Source organism: Jatrophihabitans fulvus, assembly GCF_054781375.1.
This window is the reverse complement of record NZ_BAAGUN010000003.1, coordinates 203,642-225,420: the sequence shown is the minus strand read 5'-3', so window position 1 is coordinate 225,420 and position 21,779 is coordinate 203,642. Positions and strand designations below refer to the sequence as shown.

Sequence of the window (21,779 nt, the reverse complement as noted above, 5' to 3'; positions counted from 1 at the left end):
CAGAGGGTCAGGCGCGTCGGTGATGGAGCTACCGGCGCGCCGTTTCAATGATGAGCGAGAAACGCACGGGCCGAGTGTGCCACACCCGGCCCGTGCCCGGGAACCCGCTGCTCAGAGTTGCTTGCCGACGGCCGCCCGGTGCTCGGCGACCACCTCGGGCGTCCGGCCGTGCTGGGTGGTCGCGTAGTAGATGCCACCGATGGCCACGATGACGGCGATGAAGACGAAGGCGCCGTACTGGAAGTACCAGTGCTCGGAGCCGTACACGTCGGGGCGGGGCCAGGCCAGGTTGACGGTGACGACCGTCTGGAAGAGCACCGCCACGATGTTCAGCGGCAGGCCGAACCTGCCCATCGAGAAGTACGGCCCGTGGTTGTTGCGCGGCCAGTCACCGCGCAGCCGGCGCAGCAACATCGGCACCGTCACGCACATGTACGCGATGTAGAACATGATGATCGCGATCGAGGTGAGCACCAGGAACACCGACTGGTTGCCGATGTTCACCAGCAGCAGGATCACGCCGAGCACGCCGATGACGAGCGCGGGGACGATCGGGGTGCGGCTCTTGCCCGACACCCGCGCGACCGCCGAGCCGAACGGCAGCCGGCCGTCACGGGCCATCGTGAACATGATGCGGATGCCCGCGGTGTGCACGGCGAGGGCGCACACGGTGATGGCGATGACGGAGCAGGCGAGGAACACGTCGCCGAGATTCTCGCCGAGCGCGTACTTGACGATCGTGGGCAACCCGAGCGCGCCCTGGGCGAGGTTCTTCTGCGCCATGAGCGCGAACAGGATCAGCAGACCGCCGAGCACGAACGCGGCGAACATCGCACGGATGATCGCGCCGGGCGCGTGCTTGCGCGGGTTGTTGGTCTCCTCGGCCAACGAACCGGCCGTGTCGAAGCCGTAGAAGATGTAGGCGCTCGCGATGCTCGCGAGCAGGAACGCACCGGTGTAGCCCCACGTGCGCCCGTCACCGGTGTTGTTGGTCTCCATGATCACGCTCGGCCCGCGCTTGGCGTGGAAGGCCAGCAGCACGACGAGCACGGCGGCGCCGACGAGCTCGACGGTGACCCCGATGTTGTTGATGACGGCCATGACCTTGACGCCGACCATGTTGATCACCGTGGTGAACACGACGAGCAGCAGCGCGAGCACGACGGCGTTCTTCGCGCCACCCGGCGTCGTGTACAGCCCGATGTCCTTCTTGCTGCCGACGATCTGGAAGACATCGGAGATCTGCGGCAGCACGACCTGGTAGGCCACCGCGACGGCGGCGACGGTGACGATCGCGCCGATGAGGATGATCCAGCCTGCGAACCACGACGTGATCGGGCGGGCCAGCTGTTTCGACCACTGGTAGACGCTGCCGGCGAGCGGGAACTGCCCGGCCATCTCGGCGAAGCAGAGCGCGACGAGCAGCTGCCCGACGAACACGATGACCCACGTCCACCAGTAGGCGGGACCGCCGAAGCCGTAGCCGAAACCGAAGAGCTGGAAGACACCGGTCAGGATCGAGATGTAGCTGAACCCGGCGGCGAACGACGAGAACTTGCCCAACGAGCGGTCGAGCTCCTGCTTGTACCCGAACCCGGCGAGCTCGTCGTGGTCGGCGTTGTTCGTGGTGCTCACTGCTGCCTCCGCTGCGTCAGGGACGGGGGAACCAGTACTGCGGCTGTGGGTCGACGTTGTGCCAAATGTGCTTCGTCTCGCGGTACTCCGCCAGGCCCGAAGGGCCCAACTCGCGGCCGATGCCGGAGTGCCCGTAGCCACCCCACTCGGCCTGCGGGACGTACGGGTGGAAGTCGTTGATCCACACGGTGCCGTGGCGCAGCCGGCCCGCGACCCGCTGCGCCTTGCCGGCGTCCTGCGTGAAGACCCCGCCGGCGAGGCCGTAGTCGGTGTCGTTGGCGATGCGGACCGCGTCGTCCTCGTCGGTGAACGTCTCGACCGTCAGGACCGGTCCGAACGACTCGTCGTGCACGCAGGCCATCTGCTGTGTGCAGCGGTCGAGGATCGTCGGTAGGAAGTACCAACCGCTCTGCAGCGATTCGTCCGTCGGCGCGCGCCCGCCGCAACGGAGGGTGGCGCCGTCCGCGACCGCCTTCTGCACGTACGTGTCGACCTTGTCGCGATGGGCGGACGAGATCAGCGGTCCGGTCTGGGCGTGCTCGTCGAACGGGCCGCCGAGCACGATGTCACCGGCACGGCGGACGAGCTCGTCGACGAACTCGTCGTGGATCGTCTCCTCGACGACCAGGCGAGCGCCGGCGGAGCAGACCTGTCCGGAATGCAGGAAGACCGCGGTGAGGGCGTAGTCGAGTGCGAGCTCACGATCGGCGTCGGCGAACACGACGTTGGGGTTCTTGCCCCCGAGCTCCAGTGCCACCTTCTTGACCGTGGCGGCCGCGGCCGCGGCGATCGTCCGACCGGTGTCCAGCCCACCCGTGAACGACACGAGGTCGACGCGGGGGTCGTCTGCGAGTGGCGCGCCGACCACCGCACCCGCGCCGAGCACGAGGTTGGCGACCCCGTCGGGCAGCCCCGCCTCGGCCAGCGCCTTCATCAGCAGGATCGCGGTCGACGGCGTCAGCTCGCTGGGCTTGAGCACGAAGGTGTTGCCGGCGACGAGCGCGGGCGCGACCTTCCACGCCGTCTGCAGCAGGGGGTAGTTCCACGGGGTGATCAGCCCGCACACGCCCACGGGCTCGTGGACGATGCGGCTCACGACCGCGGGATTGCCCGTGTCGACGACGCGTCCGGCGTCGGATCCGGCGATGCCGCCGAACCAGCGGAAGCAGGCGGCGATGTCGGCCATGTCGTACTCGGACTCGACCAGCCGCTTGCCCGTGTCGAGCGACTCGGCCCGGGCGAACGCGTCCGCGTCGCGCTCGATGATGTCGCCGACGCGCGTGACGAGCGCGCCCCGCTCGCGCTCGGGCGTGCCCGGCCACGTGCCCTCGTCGAAGGCGGCGCGGGCGGCCGCGATCGCGGCACGGGCGTCGTCGCCCGTCCCCTCGGCCACGGTGGCCACCAGCGACCCGTCCGCCGGGCAACGGATCTCGCGCGTGCCGCCGTCGCCGGCGTCGCGCCACTCACCACCCAGGAACAGGGTCACGCGGGCTGCCCGGGGGTGGCGCGGTAGAAGTCCATGGGCTGGGGCGGCAGCGGCGTGTTGCCCAGGATGATGTCGGCGGCCTTCTCGGCCGACATCATGACCGGCGCGTAGATGTTGCCGTTCGGGATGTACGGGAAGACGGACGCGTCGACGACCTTGAGGTTGTCGATGCCGTGCACGCCCATGGTGAGCGGGTCGACGACGGACATCTCGTCCGTACCCATCTTCGCCGTGCAGGACGGGTGCAGCGCGGTCTCGCCGTCGTTGCGCACCCACTCGAGGATCTCCTCGTCGGTGCTGACCTTCTCCCCCGGCGAGATCTCCCCGCCGTTGAAGGCGGCCATCGCGGGCTGGTTGAGGATGTGCCGCGCGACGCGGATCGCCTCGACCCACTCGCGCCGGTCCTGGTCGGTCGAGAGGTAGTTGAAGCGCAGTGCCGGTTTGGCCTTCGGATCGGTCGAGGTGATCTTCACCGACCCGCGGGTGTCGGAGAACATCGGCCCGATGTGCACCTGGTAACCCTCGCCGCCGGCGGGCTGCGAGCCGTCGTAGCGCACCGCGATGGGCAGGAAGTGGAACATGAGGTTCGGGTAGCGCTCGTCGACGTTGCTGCGCGCGAAACCGCCGCCCTCGAAGTGGTTGGTGGCGCCGGGACCCGAGCGCAGGAACAACCACTGCGCACCGATCGGCAGCTTGTAGCGGTGCTTCATGTACTTCTGCATCGACACCGGCTGCGTGCAGGCGTACTGGATGTAGACCTCGAGGTGGTCCTGCATGTTCTCGCCGACGCCCGGCAGGTCGGCGCGGGCGGTGATGCCGAGCCGCTGCAGTTCCGACGCGTTGCCGATGCCCGACAGCTGCAGCAGCTGCGGGGTGTTGATCGCGCCCCCGCACAGCACGACGGTGTCGGCGTCGACGCGGATCTTCCTGCGGCGGTGCAGGTACTCGACCCCCGTCGCCCGCGTGCCGTCGAACAGCACCCGCGTCGCGTGCGCGCCCGTGACGAGGTCGAGGTTGGGGCGGTGCAGCACCGGGTGCAGGTAGGCGCGGGCGGCCGACCAGCGCCGTCCGCGCTTCACGTTGCGGTCGAAGGGCGCGAAACCCTCCTGCCGCTCACCGTTGACGTCGGTGGTGCGCGGATACCCGGCCTGGACGGTCGCCTCGAAGAACGCGTCGAACAGCGGGTTCGTGGCGGGTCCGCGTTCGAGGGTGAGCGGGCCGTCCTTGCCGCGGTAGGGGTCGTCCGGGTCGGCCGCGACGCACTCCTCCATGCGCTTGAAGTACGGCAGACAGTGCGCGTAGTCCCAGGTCTCCATGCCCGGGTCGGCGCCCCAACGCTCGTAGTCCATCGGGTTGCCGCGCTGGAAGATCATGCCGTTGATCGAGCTCGAGCCGCCGAGGACCTTGCCCCGGGCGTGATACACGCGCCGGCCGTTCATGTGCGGCTCGGGCTCGGACTCGTACTTCCAGTCGTAGAACCGGTTGCCGATCGGGTAGGTCAGCGCCGCCGGCATGTGGATGAAGACGTCGAACTTCCAGTCACGGCGGCCCGCCTCGAGCACCAGGACCCGGTTGCCCGGGTCGGCGGAGAGACGGTTCGCGAGGGCACACCCCGCGGACCCACCACCGACGACGACGTACGTGTACCGACCGGCTGCGGCTGTCACGCTCGGGAATGTAGACCCGAACGGGACGCCCGCGATACGTCCGAAGGACACCTACCGCTCAGGAGGCGGCGGCCTTCGCCAGGCGCTCGCCGACCTCCGAGGTCGAGCCGGGGTTCTTCGGGTCGCGCGAGGCCAGGTCGGCGGCGACGGCGCGCTCGATGCGCGACGCCTCGTCGGTGTGCCCGAGGTGGGCCAGCAACATCGACACCGACAGCACCGCGGCGGTCGGGTCGGCCTTGCCCTGGCCGGCGATGTCGGGAGCCGACCCGTGCACCGGCTCGAACATGGACGGATTGGTGTTGCTGACGTCGAGGTTGCCGCTCGCGGCGAGCCCGATGCCACCGGCGATCGCGGCCGCGAGGTCGGTGATGATGTCGCCGAACAGGTTGTCGGTGACGATCACGTCGTAGCGCGCCGGGTCGGTGACCAGGTAGATGGTCGCGGCGTCGACGTGGTTGTAGGCCACGCTGACGTCCGGGAACTCGTCGGCGACGGCCTGCACGGTGCGGAACCACAGGTCGCCGGCGTTGGTCAGCACGTTGTTCTTGTGCACGAGCGTGAGGTGCTTGCGCGGACGGGCCTGCGCCCGACCGAAGGCGTCGCGGACGACCCGCTCGACGCCGTAGGCGGTGTTGACGCTGACCTCGGTCGCGATCTCGTGCGGCGTGCCCTTGCGCAGCACGCCGCCGTTGCCCGCGTACGGACCTTCGGTGCCCTCGCGCACGACCACGAAGTCGATCGCCGGCTCGTTCGCCAGCGGCGTCGCCACCCCGGGGTAGAGCTTCGCCGGGCGCAGGTTCACGTGGTGGTCGAGCGCGAAGCGCAGCTTCAGCAGCAACCCGCGCTCGAGCACGCCGGACGGCACGGACGGGTCGCCCACCGCGCCGAGCAGGATCGCGTCGTGCCCGCGGATCTCGTCGAGCACCGAGTCGGGCAGCACCTCGCCGGTGTCGTGCCAGCGCTTCGCGCCGAGGTCGTAGTGGTCGGCGTCGACGTTCGGGTGCACCGCCGCGAGCACGCGCAACGCCTGCTCGGTGACCTCGACGCCGATCCCGTCCCCTGGTACGACCGCAAGTCTCATGCGCGGCAGCCTACCGGCGCATCATCCGCGACTCTCAACTGGTGGGCTGACCGTCTCACCATTCGGGACGTAGACCGGGAGCTCGCGCATCGTCCGCAACGGCGAGAGGAAGACGGGCAGGAACGCGAGACTGGCGCCCACCGCCACGACCAGCAGCGCCGGCCGCACGCCCAGCCACGACCCGATCAGCCCGCCGAGGACGCCGCCCAGCGGCATCGTCCCCCAGACGAAGAACCGCATCGTGGCGTTCATGCGGCCGAGCAGGTGCGGCGGGCAGAGCGACTGCCGGAAGCTGACCTGCGTGATGTTGTAGACGACAGCACCGGCGAACCACCCGAGCTCGGCGAGGGCGTAGAGCGCGAGCGTCCAGTCGCGATGCACGAACGGCAGCACGAAGGTGAGCGGCGCCGTGCACGCGGTCGACAGCCAGATGGCCGGTCCCTGCCCGACGCGGCGCGCGAACCGGGAGGCGAGCAATGCTCCGAGCAGCCCGCCGATCGCGGCGGTGGACGTGATGAGGCCGATGACCCCGGGTGAGAGGTGCAGCTCGCGGGCCAGCAGCAGCAGCGCGAGTCCGGTGCCCATCGAGCTGAACAGGTTGGACGTGCCCGTGCACGCGGCGATCGAGCGCAGCAGCCGGTTGCCGAAGACGAACGCGACACCTTCGCTGATCTCCCGGCCCAGGTGCCGGTCGGGTCTGCGCTCGGGCTTCGGCGGACGGGTGCGGATCGCGGTCAGCCACGACGCCGACCACAGGAAGCTCAGCGCGGTGACGAGCACGGCGTACGGCGCGGTGATGACCTGGATCAGGGCGCCGCCGAGGCTGGGTGCCGCGACCTGGCTGACCGACTGGCTGGCCTGCAGTTTCGCGTTGCCCTCGACCAGGTGCTCGCGGTCGACGAGGGCGGGCAGGAACGACTGGTACGTGACGTCGAAGAACACCGTGCTCGTGCCCACCACCAGCGCCACGGCGTAGAGCTGCTCGATCGTGAGGACGTCCGCCAGTTGCGCCGCGGGGATGGTCGCGAGCGCGACCGCGCGGATCACGTCGTTGACGATCATGACCCGCCGGTGGCGCATGCGGTCGACCCACGCGCCGGCAGGCAGGCCGACCAGTAGGAAGGCCAGCGTCTCGAACGTGGTGAGCAACCCGACCTCGAACGTGCTCGCGTCGACGGCGAGGATCGCGACCAGGGGCAGGGCGAGCTGGCCCACCATCACGCCGAACTGGCTGACGGTGTCGCCGATCCACAGCCGGCGGAAGTCGCGGTGGTGCCACAGCCCGCCCCTCCGCCCGGCCCGCCGTCGCGGTTCCCTCACGCCGCACAGCGTCCGCCACTGATTGGGAAGTGTCAATCGGTTAGGGTCGGCGCGTGCCCCGACCGGACCCTCGCCGCGAGGCGACCGCCGCCGAGGCGCGGGCCCTCGCCTCGCCGCTGCGGCTGCGCATCCTGCGCGTCTGCCTGCACGAGCCGCGCACGAACAAGGAGATCGCCGGCCTGCTCGACCGCGACCCGGCCAGCACGCTGCACCACGTGCGCACGCTCGTCGACACCGGATTCCTCGAGGCGCTGCCCGCCCGCCGCGGCACGCGCGGGTCCCGGGAGATCCCGTACCGCGCGACGGGCAAGTCGTGGACGGTCGCGAATCCGGGCGCGTCCCGCACCTTGCTGGACACGTTCCTCGACGAGGTTTCGGCGGTTCCGGCCGAACACCTCGACACCACCCGGCTCGGCTTGCGCCTCACCGAGGACGAGCACGCCGAGTTCGTCGACCGGCTGCGGGAGCTCTTCGAGGAGTTCCACGCCCGCACCAGCCCCGACGGCACCGCCTGGTCGGTCTTCTTCGCGATGCACCCCGACCCCAACAACCCCTGACCCGCGTTTGGCGCCTTTCCTTGGTATCCCGGGTCATGCGGCCACAAGCGACCGGACGGAGGCCGCGACGTAGTCGGGCCGGTCGACGATGTCGGTCCAGGTGAAGCGCAGCACCTGCCACCCGGCGGCCAGCAGCGCGTTCTGGCGCGTCCGATCGCTCTGGAACCGTCCCTCGCGCGAGTGGTACTCGTACCCGTCGACCTCGATGGCGAGGCGCAGGTGCTCGAATGCGACGTCGACGCGGAAGCGCCCCGCAGGGGTGTCGACGGGGAACTGCGGCCGCCAGCCCGTGAGACCCGCCCGGCGCAGCACGAGATGGAGCCGACGCTCGCTCTCGGCGTCCGCTCCGCGTTCGAGGATCGTCAGGATGCGGCGCAACTGCCGGTTGCCCCATCGGCCCGGCGCCTCGTCGAGCCGGGTCTCGATGTCACGCGGGCGCATCCACCCTTGTTGGACGGCACGGTCCGCGAACACCATCGCCTGGCCGAACGGCAGCCATCCGGCGCAGTCGAGCGCGGTGACCCGGCGGGTCGTCACGGGGAGCCCGCGCACCTCCGTCACGTCCCCGGCGTCGAGGGCGACCCGGTGCACCCGCACGCCCGCGGGCCAGGCGAGCCGCCGTCGGTCGAAGCGGGTGATGTGCAACAGGCCGTCGGCGGGGACGGTCATCCCGCACCACGCCGCAGCGGTCGTGTAACTGACGGGCGAGCGCGTGGACAGTGTGGCGAACCATGCCGGGGTGCGCTCGCTGTCGTCGGCGCCACCCACGCGGTAGACCCCGGCCGCCCGGGTGGGCTCGAGCCGGCGCGTGCTCAACCAGAGGTCGGCGGTGCCACCCGGCACCCCGGCGGCCACGAGCTGCCGACGCGTGATGAGCCCGGCCTGCGAGCGGGCCAGCGACGTCCACGACATCGCATCAGACTGCTGCGGTACCGCGCGGCGGAACGGGTTGTCCACAGCCCTAGACGCAATTGGCGCGATGACCCGGGATACCAGGTCATCGCGCCAGAAGCGGGTGGGTGGGGTCAGCGCGCGGCGGTGCCCTCGGTGTAGTCGTCGGCGCCGCTGTCGACCCAGGACATCAGCCCGCGGAGCTTGCGGCCGACCTCCTCGATGGGGTGCTTCTCGCCCTTGGCGCGCAGCTCGGCGAACTCGGGGCCGCCGGCGTCCTGGTCCTTGATGAACCGTTCGGCGAAGGCGCCGTTCTGGATGTCCTTGAGGACGTCCTGCATGTTCGCCTTCACGTGCTCGTCGATGACGCGCGGGCCGGACACGTAATCGCCGTACTCGGCGGTGTCGGACACCGACCAGCGCTGCTTGGCGATGCCGCCCTCGTACATCAGGTCGACGATGAGCTTGAGCTCGTGCAGGCACTCGAAGTACGCGATCTCGGGCGCGTACCCGGCCTCGGTGAGCACCTCGAAGCCGTACATGACCAGCTGCGACGCGCCGCCGCAGAGCACGGCCTGCTCACCGAACAGGTCGGTCTCGGTCTCCTCGGTGAACGTGGTCTCGATGGCGCCCGCGCGGGTGCCGCCGATGCCCTTGGCGTACGACAGGGCGAGAGCCTTGGCCGAGCCGGACGCGTCCTGCTCCACCGCGATCAGCACCGGCACGCCCTTGCCGTCGACGAACTGCCGGCGGACGAGGTGACCCGGACCCTTCGGCGCCACCATCGCGACGTCGACGTTCGCCGGCGGCTTGATGTAGCCGAAGCGGATGTTGAAGCCGTGGCCGAAGAAGATCGCGTCGCCGTCCTTGAGGTTCGGCTCGATCGACTCGGCGTAGAGCTTGCGCTGCGCGGGGTCGGGCGCCAGCACCATGATCACGTCGGCCTCGGCGGACGCCTCGGACGGCGTGAGCACGCGCAGTCCCTCGTCCTCGGCCTTCGCGCGGCTGCGCGAGCCCTCCGGCAGCCCGACGCGGACGTCGACGCCCGAGTCGCGCAGCGACAACGCGTGCGCGTGGCCCTGGCTGCCGTACCCGAGGACGGCGACCTTGCGTCGCTGGATGACCGACAGGTCGGCGTCGTCGTCGTAGTAGATGTCCACTGCCATGTGTTTCGTAGCCTTCTCTCTGGGAACGAACGGGGATCAGGCGCTGCGCTCGACGGAGCGCAGCGCGGCCTGGGTCATCGAGCGCGGGCCGCGGCCGAGCGCGACGGTGCCGGACTGCACCATCTCGCGGATGCCGTGCGGCTCGAGCATCTTGAGCATGGCCTCGAGCTTGTCGGGCCTGCCCGTGAGCTCGACGGTCAAGGCCTCGCTGCCGACGTCGGCGACCTTGGCCTTGAACAGTTCGACGACCTGCAGCACGTCGCGACGATTGGTGTCGTCGGCCCGCACCTTCACCAGCAGCAGTTCACGCTGCACGGCCTGCTTGTCCTCGAGTTCGACGATCTTGATGACGTTGATCAGCTTGTTGAGCTGCTTGGTCACCTGCTCGAGCGCGGCGCCCTCGACGCCGACCCGGATCGTGATGCGGGAGATCTCGTCGTGCTCCGTGGGTCCGACGGCGAGGGACTCAATGTTGAAGCCGCGACGGGCGAACAGCCCTGCGACCCGGGTCAGGACACCGGGCTTGTTCTCGACGAGCACGGACAGCGTGTGGGAGGTCATCGTCACGGCGCTCACTCCTCGCTGTCCCAGGTCGGACGGATGTCCCGCGCGGCCTGGATGTCGTCGTTGCTGGCCCCGGCGGCGACCATCGGCCACACCATCGCGTCCTTGCCGACGGTGAAGTCGATGACGACGGGCTGGTCGTCGATGGCCATGGCCTGCTCGATCACGGCGTCGACGTCCGCCTTGGCCTCGCACCGCAGACCGACGCAACCGTAGGCGTCCGCGAGCTTCACGAAGTCGGGGATGCGGTGCTTGTGGGTGCCGAGCTCGGTCTGGCTGTAGCGCTCGCCGTAGAACAGCGTCTGCCACTGCCGCACCATGCCGAGGTTGCCGTTGTTGATGACGGCGACCTTGATCGGGATGCCCTCGATCGCGCAGGTGGCGAGCTCCTGGTTGGTCATCTGGAAGCAGCCGTCGCCGTCGATCGCCCAGACCAGCTTGTCGGGGCAGGCGACCTTGGCGCCCATGGCGGCCGGCACCGAGTAGCCCATGGTCCCGGCGCCGCCGGAGTTGAGCCAGGTGTTCGGGTTCTCGTAGTTGATGAACTGCGCGGCCCACATCTGGTGCTGCCCCACGCCCGAGGCGTAGATCGCCTCGGGTCCGGCGATCTGCCCGAGCCGCTCGATGACGTACTGCGGGGCGAGGGTGCCGTCCGAGGGCTCGTCGTAGCCGAGCGGGTACGTGTCGCGCCACTGGTCGATCTGCTTCCACCACCCGGTGAGGTCGGCACGGTGGCCGGCGTCGAACTCGGCGGTGAGCGCGGGGACGAGGTCGGTCAGCACCTCGCGCACGTCGCCCACGATGGGGACGTCCGCGGCGCGGTTCTTGCCGATCTCGGCCGGGTCGATGTCGGCGTGGATGATCGCCGCACCGGGCGCGAAGGTGTCGAGCCGTCCGGTGACACGGTCGTCGAAGCGGGTGCCGAGCGCGATGAGCAGGTCGGCCTTCTGCAGTGCCGTGACCGCCGACACCGATCCGTGCATGCCGGGCATGCCGAGGTGCTGCCGGTGGCTGTCGGGGAACGCGCCCCGGGCCATCAGCGTGGTGACCACGGGGATGCCGGTGAGCTCGGCGAGCTGCCGCAGCTGCGCGGTCGCGCGCGCCTTCAGCACGCCGCCGCCGACGTACAGCACCGGACGGCGCGCGCCCGCGATGAGCCGGGCGGCCTCGCGGATCTGCTTGCCGTGCGGACGGGTCACCGGCCGGTAGCCGGGGAGGTCGAGCCGCGGCGGCCACGCGAACGTGGTGTCGGCCTGCAGCACGTCCTTGGGCAGGTCGACCAGCACCGGGCCCGGGCGCCCGGTGGACGCGAGGTGGAACGCCTCGGCGATGGCCCGCGGGATGTCGGCGGCGTCCTGCACCAGGAAGTTGTGCTTCGTGATCGGCAGCGTGATGCCGCTGATGTCGGCTTCCTGGAAGGCGTCGGTGCCGATCATCGGACGGCCGACCTGACCGGTGATGGCCACGATCGGGACGGAGTCCATGTAGGCGTCCGCGATCGGGGTGACGAGGTTGGTCGCGCCGGGGCCGGAGGTCGCCATGCAGACGCCGACGCGGCCGGACGCCTGCGCGTACCCCTCGGCCGCGTGGCCGGCGCCCTGCTCGTGCCGGACGAGGATGTGCCGGACCCGGGTGGAGTCGTAGAGCGGGTCGTAGGCCGGGAGGATCGCGCCGCCGGGGATGCCGAAGACGACCTCCGCCCCGACGTGCTCCAGGGAACGGACGAGCGACTGCGCGCCGGTGAGCCCGGCGGAGTCGGTGGCGGAGGCCGGCGCGGATGCGGCCGCCGGCCCTGGTGTCGGGCTCGAGGTCGTCGCCATGACCACGGTGCCTTTCGCTTGTCGGTGAACGGTCCTGCTACGGCGTCCGCACGGTCGGCCGGGCGTCGGTTGCAACAAAAAACCCCCCGTGCCAGGCACGAAGGGTCAGCGCGTCGTCGGGTCTGGTTCAGGCCCGAGCGACGCGCTCGGTAACGAGTACGAGGTGGTGGCTCGACACGCCCGCGACAGTACACGCCGCCCTGAACACCGACCAAGGCCACCTGCCCGTCCGGACGGACCGCTCGTCACCGTCCGTGACCGGACGGGCACCCGTTAGTAACGCCGAAACATCCATGCCATAGGCTTTCGCGACCCCCGGGACGATGGTCCCGGCGACCACGGACCGGAGCGCCGAAAGGCCCGCTGGTCCCGACCACGACATTCCGCCCGGAGGCCGCAGACCACCTCGAAACAACACATCGACATCACCTCGCGGCCGCTAGCGTGTCCGCTATGTCGAACTTCGAACGTCCTTCCTGAGCGCGTACCCCCAGCGTCCAGGGACGGAAGTCCTGACTTCTCGAAACTTTTGTCATCGCTGCACTTGTGAACCAAGCGTGAGGTGTGTTTACTCATGTGCAGCAGGCCCGCCTGGGGAGGTGGGCCACCCGCCCGAGGCGGGAGCACCACCACCTGCGGGGGAACGCAGTCCGACCGTCCGAATGACCGCTCCGTCCCCCCCGGAGGATCCCGATGGCCCCCACCGCGCTCCGCAGCTCGATCCGCACGCACGGCGTCCGCATCGCCCACCGCCTGTCGCGCCGCGTCGTCGTCACCCTTGCCGCGCTCGCCGCGATGCTCGCCCCGTTCGTCGTCTCGGCCGCCCCGGCCCAGGCCGCCGGCCTCTACATCAAGCCCCGTGTGGCGTACGAGGTCTCGGTGCAGAAGTCGGTGCTGAAGCTGATGAACCAGCAGCGCGCCGCGCACGGCCTGCCCAAGCTGGTGATGAACTGGCGGCTGCAGAAGTCCGCGCGCTACCACAACGCGATGATGGCCCGGTACAACACGATGTCCCACCAGCTGCGCGGCGAGGCCGACTTCAGCCGGCGCATCTCGGCCACCGGCTACAACTGGTCGTGGGTCGGCGAGAACATCGGCTGGAACGGCTCGCAGCGCAACCGCGCCGGCGTCCTGGCCCTGCAGAAGCTGATGTACAACGAGAAGGCCCCGTACGACGGGCACCGCCGCAACATCCTCAGCCGCAACTTCAAGAACGTCGGGGTCGACGTCTACTTCGACTCCCGCCACCACAAGGTGTGGCTGACGACCGACTTCGGCCGCTGGCGCTGACCGGCGCCCGATACCCGGACCCGCGTCCCGCGGTCTCCGCGAGGGCCATGGACGACACCTGACCGTCCCGGCCCCCGCAGGTGGGGGGAAACGGGGCCGCTGCGAATCTGCATTCGCAGCGGCCCCGTTTTCTTGTTCAGGGTTCTCAGTCGCAGACCGCGCCTTGCGCGGCACTGCCCACGAGCTTGGCGTACTTGCGCAGGACGCCGAAGTCGAACTGCGGCTCGACGGGCTTCCAGTCGGCGCGGCGCTGCTCGAGCACCTCGTCGGACACCAACAGGTCGAGGGTGCGGGCGGCGAGATCGAGGCGGATGCGGTCGCCGTCCTCGATGAGCCCGATCGTGCCGCCCGCGGCGGCCTCGGGGGCGATGTGGCCGATGCACGGCCCGGTGGTGCCGCCGGAGAACCGTCCGTCGGTCAACAGCAGGACGTCCTTGCCGAGGCCGGCGCCCTTGATGGCGCCGGTGATCTGCAGCATCTCGCGCATGCCGGGGCCACCCTTCGGACCCTCCCAGCGGATGACGATGACGTCGCCCTTGGTGAGGGTGCCGGCGGCGAGCGCGTCCATGGCGGCCTGCTCGCGCTCGAACACCTTGGCGGTGCCCTCGAACACGTCGTAGTCGAGCCCGGCGCTCTTCACCACGGCGCCGTCGGGAGCGACGGAGCCCTTGAGGACGGTGATGCCACCGGTGCGGTGGATCGGGTCGCTCATCGCCCGGATGATCTTGCCGTCCGGGTCGGGCGGCGCGATCTCGGCGAGGTTCTCGGCGAGCGTGCGGCCGGTGACGGTGAGGCAGTCGCCGTGCAGCAACCCGGCGTCCAGCAGCGCCTTCATGACGACGGGGACGCCGCCGATGGCGTCGACGTCGGTCATGACGTACTGCCCGAACGGCTTGACGTCGGCCAGGTGCGGCACCTTGTCGCCGATGCGGTTGAAGTCGTCGAGGGTCAGCTCGACCTTGGCCTCGTGCGCGATCGCGAGCAGGTGCAGCACGGCGTTGGTCGAACCGCCGAGCGCCATGACCACCGTGATCGCGTTCTCGAACGCCTCGCGGGTCAGGATGCGGCGGGCGGTGATGCCGGCGTCGACGAGCTCGACGGCGGCGCGTCCCGAGCGGATCGCGTACTCGTCGCGGCGGCGGTCGGGGGCGGGCGGCGCAGCGCTGCCGGGCAGCGACATGCCGAGCGCCTCGGCCGCGGACGCCATCGTGTTGGCGGTGTACATGCCGCCACAGGCGCCCTCGCCCGGGCAGATGGCCTTCTCGATCTCGGTGACCTCGTCGCGGGTCATGCGCCCGGCGAGGCAGGCGCCGACGGCCTCGAACGCGTCGATGATCGTGACGGTGCGGTCGTTGTACCTGCCGGGAAGCGTCGAGCCGGCGTAGAGGAACACGGCGGCGACGTCGAGACGGGCCGCGGCCATGAGCATGCCGGGCAGCGACTTGTCGCAGCCGGCGAGCAGCACGCCACCGTCGAGCTGCTCGGCGCGGAACACCGTCTCGACGGAGTCGGTGATGACCTCGCGGGACACCAGCGAGTAGTGCATGCCGCTGTGGCCCATCGAGATGCCGTCCGAGACGGAGATGGTGCCGAACTCGAGGGGGTAGCCGTCCGCCTCGTGCACGCCCTGCTTGCTGGCCTTGGCCAGCCGGGCGAGCGACAGGTTGCACGGGGTGATCTCGTTCCACGACGACGCGACGCCGATCTGCGGCTTGCGCCAGTCGTCGTCGCCCATGCCGACGGCTCGGAGCATGCCGCGGGCGGCGGCGCGCTCGAGACCGTCGGTGACGATCGAGCTGTGCGGTTTGCGGTGTTCCTTGGGTGCCGGGCTGGGCGTGTCGCCGGTCTCGCTGCTCACGGGCCAACCCTACGACCACGCGCCAGCGGCGTACGGTCGAGCCATGACCTCGGAGGCGGGGAAGGACGCCGCGGCCGCGCCGGCCGACGTGCCCGCCGAACCGGTCGCCATCCGCCTGCCGCGCACCAGCTACCTCATCGTGCTGTTCCTCGTGCTGGGCTGCATCCCGGTCGCGTTCGCGGGCAGTGGTCAGAGCGTCGCCGACAAGGTCACCTCGCCCGACGGCCAGGGCACCACCGTCGGACCGCAACTGCTCGTCCTGCTCGTGCCCGTGATCGTGGCGCTCTTCGTGGCGCGCACCGCGACGTTCGTGACGAAGGACGGTCTGCGGGTGCGGGCCGCGTTCGGGTCCCGTGATCTGCCGTGGTCCTCGATCCGCGGCCTCGCCGTGCGTGGCCGCTCGATCTACGCGGTGCAGGCCGACGGCAGCGTCCGGCTGCCGTGCGTGCGGCTCGCGCACCTCGGCCCGATCTCACGCCTGAGCGGTGGCGCGCTGCCGACGTTGCGCGACGCCGTGCCGAAGCCGGCACCGTCCAAGCGCCGCCGCTGACGTCACAGCGCCCGTTCTACAGCGCCCGCAGCACGTCCTCGAGGTCTGCGCGGTGTCGCGCGAAGTCGAACTCCCATTCCGACTGGAACGCGTCGAGGCGCCAGCCGTCCGCCGGCTGCGCGATGTCGGGACGCGACCAGAAGTAGTGCACCTCGTCGGCGCGCAGCAGCGCGTACAGCTGCTCGTTGCGCGCGGTGTACGCCTCGTGGTTCAGCACGATCACCGTCCGCACGTTCGCCGCGTACATCAGGTTGAACATCGCCGAGCCGCCGAAGCCGGCGACGACCCGGGCGCGCCCGAAGATCCCGGCCTGCTGTCCGAGCGACAGCGTCTCGGGGCGGACGACGGCGAAGCCGTGCGCGGCGAACAGCTCCTCCACCGCCCGCGCGTTGCGGCAGCGTCGCCGGGAGATCGAGTCCGGACGCGTGACGAAGACGCGCTCGTGCACGGGTGCGGACGGGTCGACGAGCGCGGCGGCGAGGCGGTCCCACACGCGGACGACGTCGGGGTGCGCGCACTGCGGCGTCCAGTTGTGCCACATGGGCGTGGCGGCCACGACCGACCGGAGGCGGACGGGTCCGCGCACCACGGCGACGTCGTCGTCGGCGATGCCGTAGGCGCGCAGGAACTGCCGTTCGAGCCGGGCCTGCCCCCGGTCGACGACGAGCAGCGCCTTCAGCCCGGGCAGCCGGGCCTTCGCCTCGTCCCACCCCCACAGCCGCGTGACCAGCTCGGTCATGATGTGGCCGAAGTGCGCCCGGTACTGCGGGTCGACGACGAAGAAGTCGCCGTCCAGGGTCGCCACCGGTTCGGCCTCGGGCCGGACCCGGACGAACCGTCCGCCGGCGTTGAGCACGAGCGGGTGCACCGGGTCGGGGGCGTTCCAGAACCGGAACGACTCGTTCAGCACCGAGTGCGGCGTGACCATCAGCGCCTGTCCGCCGTAGGCGACCGGGCCGCGGTAGTGCGTCAGCGTCATGGGCGGCACGTCCAGAGCCGTGGCGAGACCGGCAGGCGTGCCGCCGTGGGAGTGCACCACCGTCCGCGACTCGACCCGCTGCGCCGGCAGCCGCGCGAGCGTGCGCGCCGACACCTGCGGGTCGCGGGCGCGCAGCACGGTCGACGCCTCGCCGGGACGCAGCTTGACCCGGTGCTGCAACTGCTTGCGCACGACGAGCAGCTCGGGTCCCGCGACGAGGGCACCCACCGAGCGCCAGCGTTCCGCCTCCTCGATCGGGGCGTCGAACGTCTCCCCCGCCGCGGCCCGCAGCAGCCGCGCGAGCCAGTCGCGTTCGGTGCGGCGCAGATCGCCGGTGCCGAGCCGCGACACCACCCACGAACCCTCCGGGCGCAGCAACAGGAAGAGCCGGTGCCACCGCCGCTCGCGCGTCTCGTCGGCCACTCCCCGCACGTCGACGACGACGTCGAGCGGTCCGAGCGGCAGCAGCGTGTCGATCTCGTCCGCGGCCGACGGCGCGACGAGCAGGCGGCGGCCCCGCCCGGACGGTGCACCGCCGTCCGACAGCACGGTGACCGCGTCGTCGTGGCGCCACGACGCGAACCGCGACAGCAGCGCCGGAGGGGTGTGCCCGTCCGCCAGCACGACCACCGTGCGGCGGTGGCGGCGGGGCACGAGCGGCGCGATCGCGGCCAGGGGTCCCTCCGGCCTCGTGGCCGCCGACGAGGCGAGCATCGCGAGGCCGCGGCCGCGGACCCACGCGTCGGACGCGCGCCGCCTCAGCAGATGCGTCCCCATGCCGCCGGACGCTAGGAAGGTGCGGCTGGCAATCGGCTGCGCGTCGGCCCGGGAGGTCGGTGACTTCTCAGGCCGGCGTCCCGGGCCCGCCGCGCGCTCAGTAGTCGCCCACCTGGTTCACGAGCGACTCGCCCGCCAGGTAGCGGCGCACCTGGGCCACGAGCAGGTGGTGCACGCGCTGCTCCCACCCGTCCGTGCCGCCGCCGACGTGCGGTGTCAGCAGCAGGTTCGGCGCCGACCACAGCGGATGGCCCGCGGGCAGGGGTTCGGGCTCGGTGACGTCGAGGACGGCGTGCAGCCGGCGGGAACCCAGCTCGGCCGCCAGCGCGTCGGTGTCGACATGGCCACCGCGCGACACGTTCACCAGCACGGCCCCGTCGGGCATCGCGGCGAGGAAGTCGCGGTCGACCAGCCCCTGCGTCTCGGGCGTCAGCGGCAGCGCCAGCGCGACCACCCGGTGCCCCGGCAAAAGCTCGGGCAGGTCCGACAGCGGGCGGACGCCCTCGCGGGCGGTCCGGGCGACGTAGGTGACCTCGGCGTCGAGCAGCTCGGCGATGCCGCCGATGCGGCGCCCGATGTCGCCGGCGCCGACGACGAGGACCGCCGAACCGGCGAGGCCCGCGCTCCGGCGCGGCTGCCACACGCCGTCGCGCTGCTGGTCGCGGTAGCGCGGCAGGTCGCGCAGGGTCGCGAGCAGGCCGGCGACCGCCAGCTCGGCGGTGGAGCTGCCGTGCACGCCGCGCCCGTTGCACAGCTGGACGCCGGCGGGCACGACCGGCAACCAGGGCTCCACGCCAGCCGACATCACCTGCACCACCCGCAACCGCGGCAACCCGGCGAGAACCTCCGCGGGCGGCGGGGAGGCGTTGTAGCGGCCGACGAAGAACTCGATGCGGTCGGCGCCGTCCGGCGGGGTGCCGGAGCCGTCCCAGACGAGCACCTCCACGGCGCCGTCCGGGACTGCCTCGAGCAGCGCGTCGCGCGCGTCGTCGACGGGCACGCTGATCGTGACGGGGTCGGTGGTCGGGTCGGTGGTCGGGTCGGTGGTCGGGTCGTCGGTCGGGTCGGTGGTCAAGCTGCGAGCGTATCGACCGTCCGGCTGGGAGCCTGTTCAGTGATCACGCCCGGTACGGCGCGCCCGGGCGGCGGCAGGCACACTGGACGCGTGGTGCGAGCCGGACGACCGTGGCGGACCCGGCGTGCCCGGCTCGCCCTCCCCGTCCTCGGCGCCGTCGGCGCGGTCGTGCTCGCGAGTTGCTCGAGCTCGGCGGACGACCGCGCGCCGGACTACCGTCCGAGCCCACCGCCGAACGCGATCGCGCCCAGCCCGGGCGTCCGCATCTCGCCGATCCTGCCCGTCCCCTCGCTGTCCGGTCCGGACGAGAACGGCGGCGGGGGCGGCGGCGGACAGGGCGGACAGGGCGGCGGCGGCAGCAGCAGCTCGGGGTCCTCGAAGCAGGACCCGCTCGTCGTCGCGACCCGGCTGAGCTACCCCGTCGGGCTGACGCTGCTGCCCGACAACACCGCGCTGGTCGGCGAGCGGACGACCGGACGCATCGTGCGGGTGCAGCCGCGTGCCGGACAGCCCGTCCCCACCGTCCGGACGCTGCCTGGCATCGACGCCGCGGGCGGCGGGGGGCTGCTCGACCTCGCCCTGTCGCCGACCTACGACCAGGACCAGCTGATCTACGCCTACATCAGCACCCGCACCGACAACCGGGTGGTCGCCTTCACCTTGAACGGGCCCGTCACGCCGGTGCTCACGGGCATCCCCCGCGGCGACGGCGGCAACACCGGCCGGCTCACCGTGTCACCGACGGGCACGCTGCTGCTCGGCACCGGCGACGCCGGGCGGGCCTCGCTCGCCACCCGTCAGCGCAGCCTTGCCGGCAAGGTGCTGCGGTTCACCGACATCGGACAACCGGCGGCGGGCAACCCGTCCGCGTCCTCGCCCGTGTACGCGAGCGGCCTACGCCGTACCGACGGGCTGTGCGGCACGGCGGACAACAGCACGCTGTTCCAGCTCGAGACGTCACCCGACGGTGCCGGCGAGGTCAACCTCGTGCGCCGGGCGGGCAACTACGCCTCGACCCCGCCGTCGGCCACGACTCCCGCGAAGGCCGGTGCCGTCGGTGACTGCGCCGTGCTCGACAACACCCTGTACGTCACCTCCCTCGACGGCAGGCAGCTGCTGTCGGCGCCCGTCACCGGTTCGTCGTCGGCGCCGCGCATCGGCAAGTTCACCGCCACGCTGACGAACCGGTACGGACGGCTGCGCACGGTCGTCGCGGCCGCCGACGGCGCGCTGTGGCTCACGACCTCGAACAAGGACGGCAAGGGCAAACCGGTGCCGGCCGACGAGCGGGTGATCCGCTACGTGCCTCAGGGCGGCGGGGGCGGCTCGACGGCGTAGCGCGGGCTGGTCGGGTCCGGCGGGTCCGGTGGCGGCATGTTCTTGTACTCGCGCGAGCGCACCGTGGCCCGGATCTGGTCGATGTTGTCGCGCAGCACGTCGGAGAACAGCTCGTCGGTGCGCGGGTCGGCGAGCACCTCGAGGATCACGCGGATGGTCGTCTCGCACGCGTTCTCGATGAGCTTGTCGTGGAACGGCACGAGGCTGATGTGGCCGGCCGCCGGATCCTCCTTGATCTTCTCCGCCACCATGGCCTTGATCTCGGCGCGGTTCTCCTGGATGCCGGACGCGATGTTGCGCGTGTAGTGGCCGGTGCGCAGCACGTCGGCCACCTCGTCGAGCACCGCGATCGTGATCGGGCGCTTCACGATCTCGACCACGCCCTCGGACGCACGGTTGATGAGGCGGACGACGAACGGCTGCCGCTTGCCGCGTCGGATGAACGCGCGTCCGAGGAAGCCGGCGACGACGGCGAGGACGACCGACCCGCCGACGATCCACAGCGTGATCGTGGTGGCCGACCAGCCGGCGGCGTCGGTTCGCATGCGGTCATCCTGCCCACATCGGGGCCGGATGCACGGACCCGCCTAGGTGCGCCGGTTCCGGCGGTGCAGCCACGTGTAGCTCAGCCCGCCGAGCACGATGACCACACCCGCCCCGATCACGTAGCGCAGGTTCGACGGCCCCGTCGGGTCGTCGTCGGCGGGATCGTCGATCGTGCCCGACGAGGCCGGTGCGGACGACGGTGCAGACGGTGTTGTCGACGGTGCTGCCGACGGTGCTGTCGACGGCGCGCCCGTCCGGCTTGTGGGGACCGCCGCGATGCGCGGCAGCGGCACGGACCACACCGGTTCGGACGTCCCCTCGGAGTCGACGAGCAGGGTCGTGCCGGCCGCGTCCGCGAACGCGATCCCCTCGCCCTGCCGCTGGCGGGGCAGCGCCACCCGGACGGGTGCGCGGCGCAGCGCCGAGGCGAGATCGCCGCCGGAGACCGCCCACACGTAGGCGTCGGTGTACGTGCGCACCGCGAAGCGGCTACCGCCGGCGGAGAACGCGGCGCCCGTCACCGAGAGCTGCGCGAGCGCTCCCAACTCGGACGGCCCGCCGCGGGTGCCGCTGGGTCGCACCGTCAACTCGGCCACCCGGGCGAGGGTCCCCCTGCCGGCCGCCTTCGGCAGGCGGTAGACCACCGACGCGCCCAGGTAGCTCTTGGTGACGACGTACGCCGTGCCGCCCGGCGCGACGGCGAGGGCCTCGGCGTCGACCGGCCCGTCCGGGTAGGTGAGCCGCCACGTCACCGCCCGGGTGGTGACGTCCGCGGACGCGAGCCGCGGCTCGGGCACCCGGTAGACCCGCACGTCGCGGCGCTCGGCGTCGTTGTCGCCGGTGTCGGCGATCCAGACGGACGGCACACCCGCGGCGTCGCGGGCGACGGCGAGGTCCTCCCAGTCGACGTTCGTGGCACCGGCGACGGTGACGACGGCCCGCGTCCGTCCGGTGGCGCGCGACACGGCGAAGACGCGGTTGCCGTCACCGCTGTCGTTCTGCACGTAAACCACGCCGGGGTTGCGCAGACCCGGGGCGATGCCACTGGCCTCGGCGATGCGCGGGTCGTCGAGGGTGAACGCAACCGCCGGGCGATCGGCCGCCCGGGCGGGCGGGGCGACGAGCAGCACCGCGGCGCCCGCGGCCAGCGCGGCGGCGGCCCGGACGATCATCGCTCCT

General features: G+C 71.4%; 18 protein-coding genes. 4 read left to right on the top strand and 14 right to left on the bottom strand.

Features of this window, described 5'->3' with window-relative positions; all coding sequences use genetic code 11:
- Positions 1–111 precede the first annotated feature (111 nt).
- Genes ACYVP9_RS12985 through ACYVP9_RS12965 form a run of 5 tightly spaced genes read right to left on the bottom strand, consistent with a single transcriptional unit; the run spans position 112 to position 7,189 of the window.
- Complete coding sequence (locus ACYVP9_RS12985) at positions 112–1,635, bottom strand: amino acid permease (RefSeq protein WP_460605293.1); 1,524 nt, start codon at positions 1,633–1,635, stop codon at positions 112–114.
- 16 nt (positions 1,636–1,651) lie between these two features.
- Positions 1,652–3,121, bottom strand: coding sequence for an aldehyde dehydrogenase family protein (locus ACYVP9_RS12980; RefSeq protein WP_460605292.1), 1,470 nt, complete (start codon positions 3,119–3,121; stop codon positions 1,652–1,654).
- Positions 3,118–4,788, bottom strand: a complete 1,671-nt coding sequence (gene betA, locus ACYVP9_RS12975) for a choline dehydrogenase (RefSeq protein ID WP_460605291.1) — start codon at positions 4,786–4,788, stop codon at positions 3,118–3,120. Before betA ends, ACYVP9_RS12980 begins: the two co-directional genes overlap by 4 nt.
- A 58-nt stretch (positions 4,789–4,846) precedes the next feature.
- A complete protein-coding gene (locus ACYVP9_RS12970; protein WP_460605290.1) occupies positions 4,847–5,869 on the bottom strand; it encodes a 3-isopropylmalate dehydrogenase in 1,023 nt (340 codons plus the stop codon).
- 21 nt (positions 5,870–5,890) lie between these two features.
- On the bottom strand, positions 5,891–7,189 hold the full coding sequence (locus ACYVP9_RS12965; RefSeq protein WP_460605289.1) for an MFS transporter: 1,299 nt from the start codon (positions 7,187–7,189) through the stop codon (positions 5,891–5,893).
- Between the two features lie 53 nt (positions 7,190–7,242).
- On the opposite strand from ACYVP9_RS12965, the gene ACYVP9_RS12960 reads away from it, so the two are divergent.
- Positions 7,243–7,746, top strand: coding sequence for an ArsR/SmtB family transcription factor (locus ACYVP9_RS12960; RefSeq protein WP_460605288.1), 504 nt, complete (start codon positions 7,243–7,245; stop codon positions 7,744–7,746).
- Positions 7,747–7,779: 33 nt separating this feature from the next.
- On the opposite strand, the gene ACYVP9_RS12955 is transcribed toward ACYVP9_RS12960, so the two are convergent.
- The 4 genes from ACYVP9_RS12955 to ACYVP9_RS12940 all read right to left on the bottom strand — a co-directional run bounded on the left by ACYVP9_RS12955 (position 7,780) and on the right by ACYVP9_RS12940 (position 12,187).
- A complete protein-coding gene (locus ACYVP9_RS12955) occupies positions 7,780–8,658 on the bottom strand; it encodes an endonuclease domain-containing protein (RefSeq protein ID WP_460605287.1) in 879 nt (292 codons plus the stop codon).
- A gap of 113 nt (positions 8,659–8,771) precedes the next feature.
- The gene (gene ilvC / locus ACYVP9_RS12950) at positions 8,772–9,803 is read right to left on the bottom strand and encodes an NADP-dependent ketol-acid reductoisomerase (RefSeq protein ID WP_460605286.1); all 1,032 of its coding nucleotides are present in this window, start codon (positions 9,801–9,803) and stop codon (positions 8,772–8,774) included.
- 36 nt (positions 9,804–9,839) lie between these two features.
- Positions 9,840–10,364, bottom strand: coding sequence for an acetolactate synthase small subunit (ilvN, locus tag ACYVP9_RS12945; protein WP_460605528.1), 525 nt, complete (start codon positions 10,362–10,364; stop codon positions 9,840–9,842).
- An 11-nt stretch (positions 10,365–10,375) separates the two neighbouring features.
- The gene (locus ACYVP9_RS12940) at positions 10,376–12,187 is read right to left on the bottom strand and encodes an acetolactate synthase large subunit (RefSeq protein ID WP_460605285.1); all 1,812 of its coding nucleotides are present in this window, start codon (positions 12,185–12,187) and stop codon (positions 10,376–10,378) included.
- 693 nt (positions 12,188–12,880) lie between these two features.
- Between ACYVP9_RS12940 and ACYVP9_RS12935 the strand changes: the two genes are divergently transcribed.
- The gene (locus ACYVP9_RS12935; protein ID WP_460605284.1) at positions 12,881–13,477 is read left to right on the top strand and encodes a CAP domain-containing protein; all 597 of its coding nucleotides are present in this window, start codon (positions 12,881–12,883) and stop codon (positions 13,475–13,477) included.
- A gap of 145 nt (positions 13,478–13,622) precedes the next feature.
- Here ACYVP9_RS12935 and ilvD read toward each other — a convergent pair whose 3' ends face one another.
- Entirely contained in the window at positions 13,623–15,335 is a 1,713-nt protein-coding gene (gene ilvD, locus ACYVP9_RS12930; protein ID WP_460605283.1) for a dihydroxy-acid dehydratase, read from the bottom strand.
- A gap of 43 nt (positions 15,336–15,378) precedes the next feature.
- Between ilvD and ACYVP9_RS12925 the strand changes: the two genes are divergently transcribed.
- Positions 15,379–15,885, top strand: a complete 507-nt coding sequence (locus ACYVP9_RS12925; RefSeq protein ID WP_460605282.1) for a PH domain-containing protein — start codon at positions 15,379–15,381, stop codon at positions 15,883–15,885.
- A gap of 16 nt (positions 15,886–15,901) precedes the next feature.
- Here ACYVP9_RS12925 and ACYVP9_RS12920 read toward each other — a convergent pair whose 3' ends face one another.
- Together ACYVP9_RS12920 and ACYVP9_RS12915 are read right to left on the bottom strand one after the other, a co-directional pair.
- Entirely contained in the window at positions 15,902–17,641 is a 1,740-nt protein-coding gene (locus ACYVP9_RS12920; RefSeq protein WP_460605281.1) for a glycosyltransferase family 61 protein, read from the bottom strand.
- A 97-nt stretch (positions 17,642–17,738) separates the two neighbouring features.
- Positions 17,739–18,716: a 2-hydroxyacid dehydrogenase gene (locus ACYVP9_RS12915; RefSeq protein WP_460605280.1), complete on the bottom strand. Its 978-nt coding sequence runs from the start codon at positions 18,714–18,716 to the stop codon at positions 17,739–17,741.
- 90 nt (positions 18,717–18,806) lie between these two features.
- On the opposite strand from ACYVP9_RS12915, the gene ACYVP9_RS12910 reads away from it, so the two are divergent.
- A complete protein-coding gene (locus ACYVP9_RS12910) occupies positions 18,807–20,054 on the top strand; it encodes a PQQ-dependent sugar dehydrogenase (RefSeq protein ID WP_460605279.1) in 1,248 nt (415 codons plus the stop codon).
- Here ACYVP9_RS12910 and ACYVP9_RS12905 read toward each other — a convergent pair.
- Entirely contained in the window at positions 20,024–20,599 is a 576-nt protein-coding gene (locus ACYVP9_RS12905; protein WP_460605278.1) for a hypothetical protein, read from the bottom strand. The two genes, ACYVP9_RS12910 and ACYVP9_RS12905, sit on opposite strands and share 31 nt — an antisense overlap.
- 42 nt (positions 20,600–20,641) lie before the next feature.
- The gene (locus tag ACYVP9_RS12900) at positions 20,642–21,772 is read right to left on the bottom strand and encodes a hypothetical protein (RefSeq protein WP_460605277.1); all 1,131 of its coding nucleotides are present in this window, start codon (positions 21,770–21,772) and stop codon (positions 20,642–20,644) included.
- Positions 21,773–21,779 lie beyond the last annotated feature (7 nt).

Coding starts and splice junctions, on each gene's coding strand:
- ACYVP9_RS12905 (WP_460605278.1), bottom strand. CDS start 20,599: ATGCGAACCGACGCCGCCGGCTGGTCGGCCACCACGATCACGCTGTGG.
- ACYVP9_RS12970 (WP_460605290.1), bottom strand. CDS start 5,869: ATGAGACTTGCGGTCGTACCAGGGGACGGGATCGGCGTCGAGGTCACC.
- ACYVP9_RS12925 (WP_460605282.1), top strand. CDS start 15,379: ATGACCTCGGAGGCGGGGAAGGACGCCGCGGCCGCGCCGGCCGACGTG.
- ilvN (WP_460605528.1), bottom strand. CDS start 10,364: ATGACCTCCCACACGCTGTCCGTGCTCGTCGAGAACAAGCCCGGTGTC.
- ACYVP9_RS12920 (WP_460605281.1), bottom strand. CDS start 17,641: ATGGGGACGCATCTGCTGAGGCGGCGCGCGTCCGACGCGTGGGTCCGC.
- ACYVP9_RS12955 (WP_460605287.1), bottom strand. CDS start 8,658: ATGTCGTGGACGTCGCTGGCCCGCTCGCAGGCCGGGCTCATCACGCGT.
- ACYVP9_RS12900 (WP_460605277.1), bottom strand. CDS start 21,772: ATGATCGTCCGGGCCGCCGCCGCGCTGGCCGCGGGCGCCGCGGTGCTG.
- ACYVP9_RS12940 (WP_460605285.1), bottom strand. CDS start 12,187: ATGGCGACGACCTCGAGCCCGACACCAGGGCCGGCGGCCGCATCCGCG.
- ACYVP9_RS12935 (WP_460605284.1), top strand. CDS start 12,881: ATGGCCCCCACCGCGCTCCGCAGCTCGATCCGCACGCACGGCGTCCGC.
- ilvC (WP_460605286.1), bottom strand. CDS start 9,803: ATGGCAGTGGACATCTACTACGACGACGACGCCGACCTGTCGGTCATC.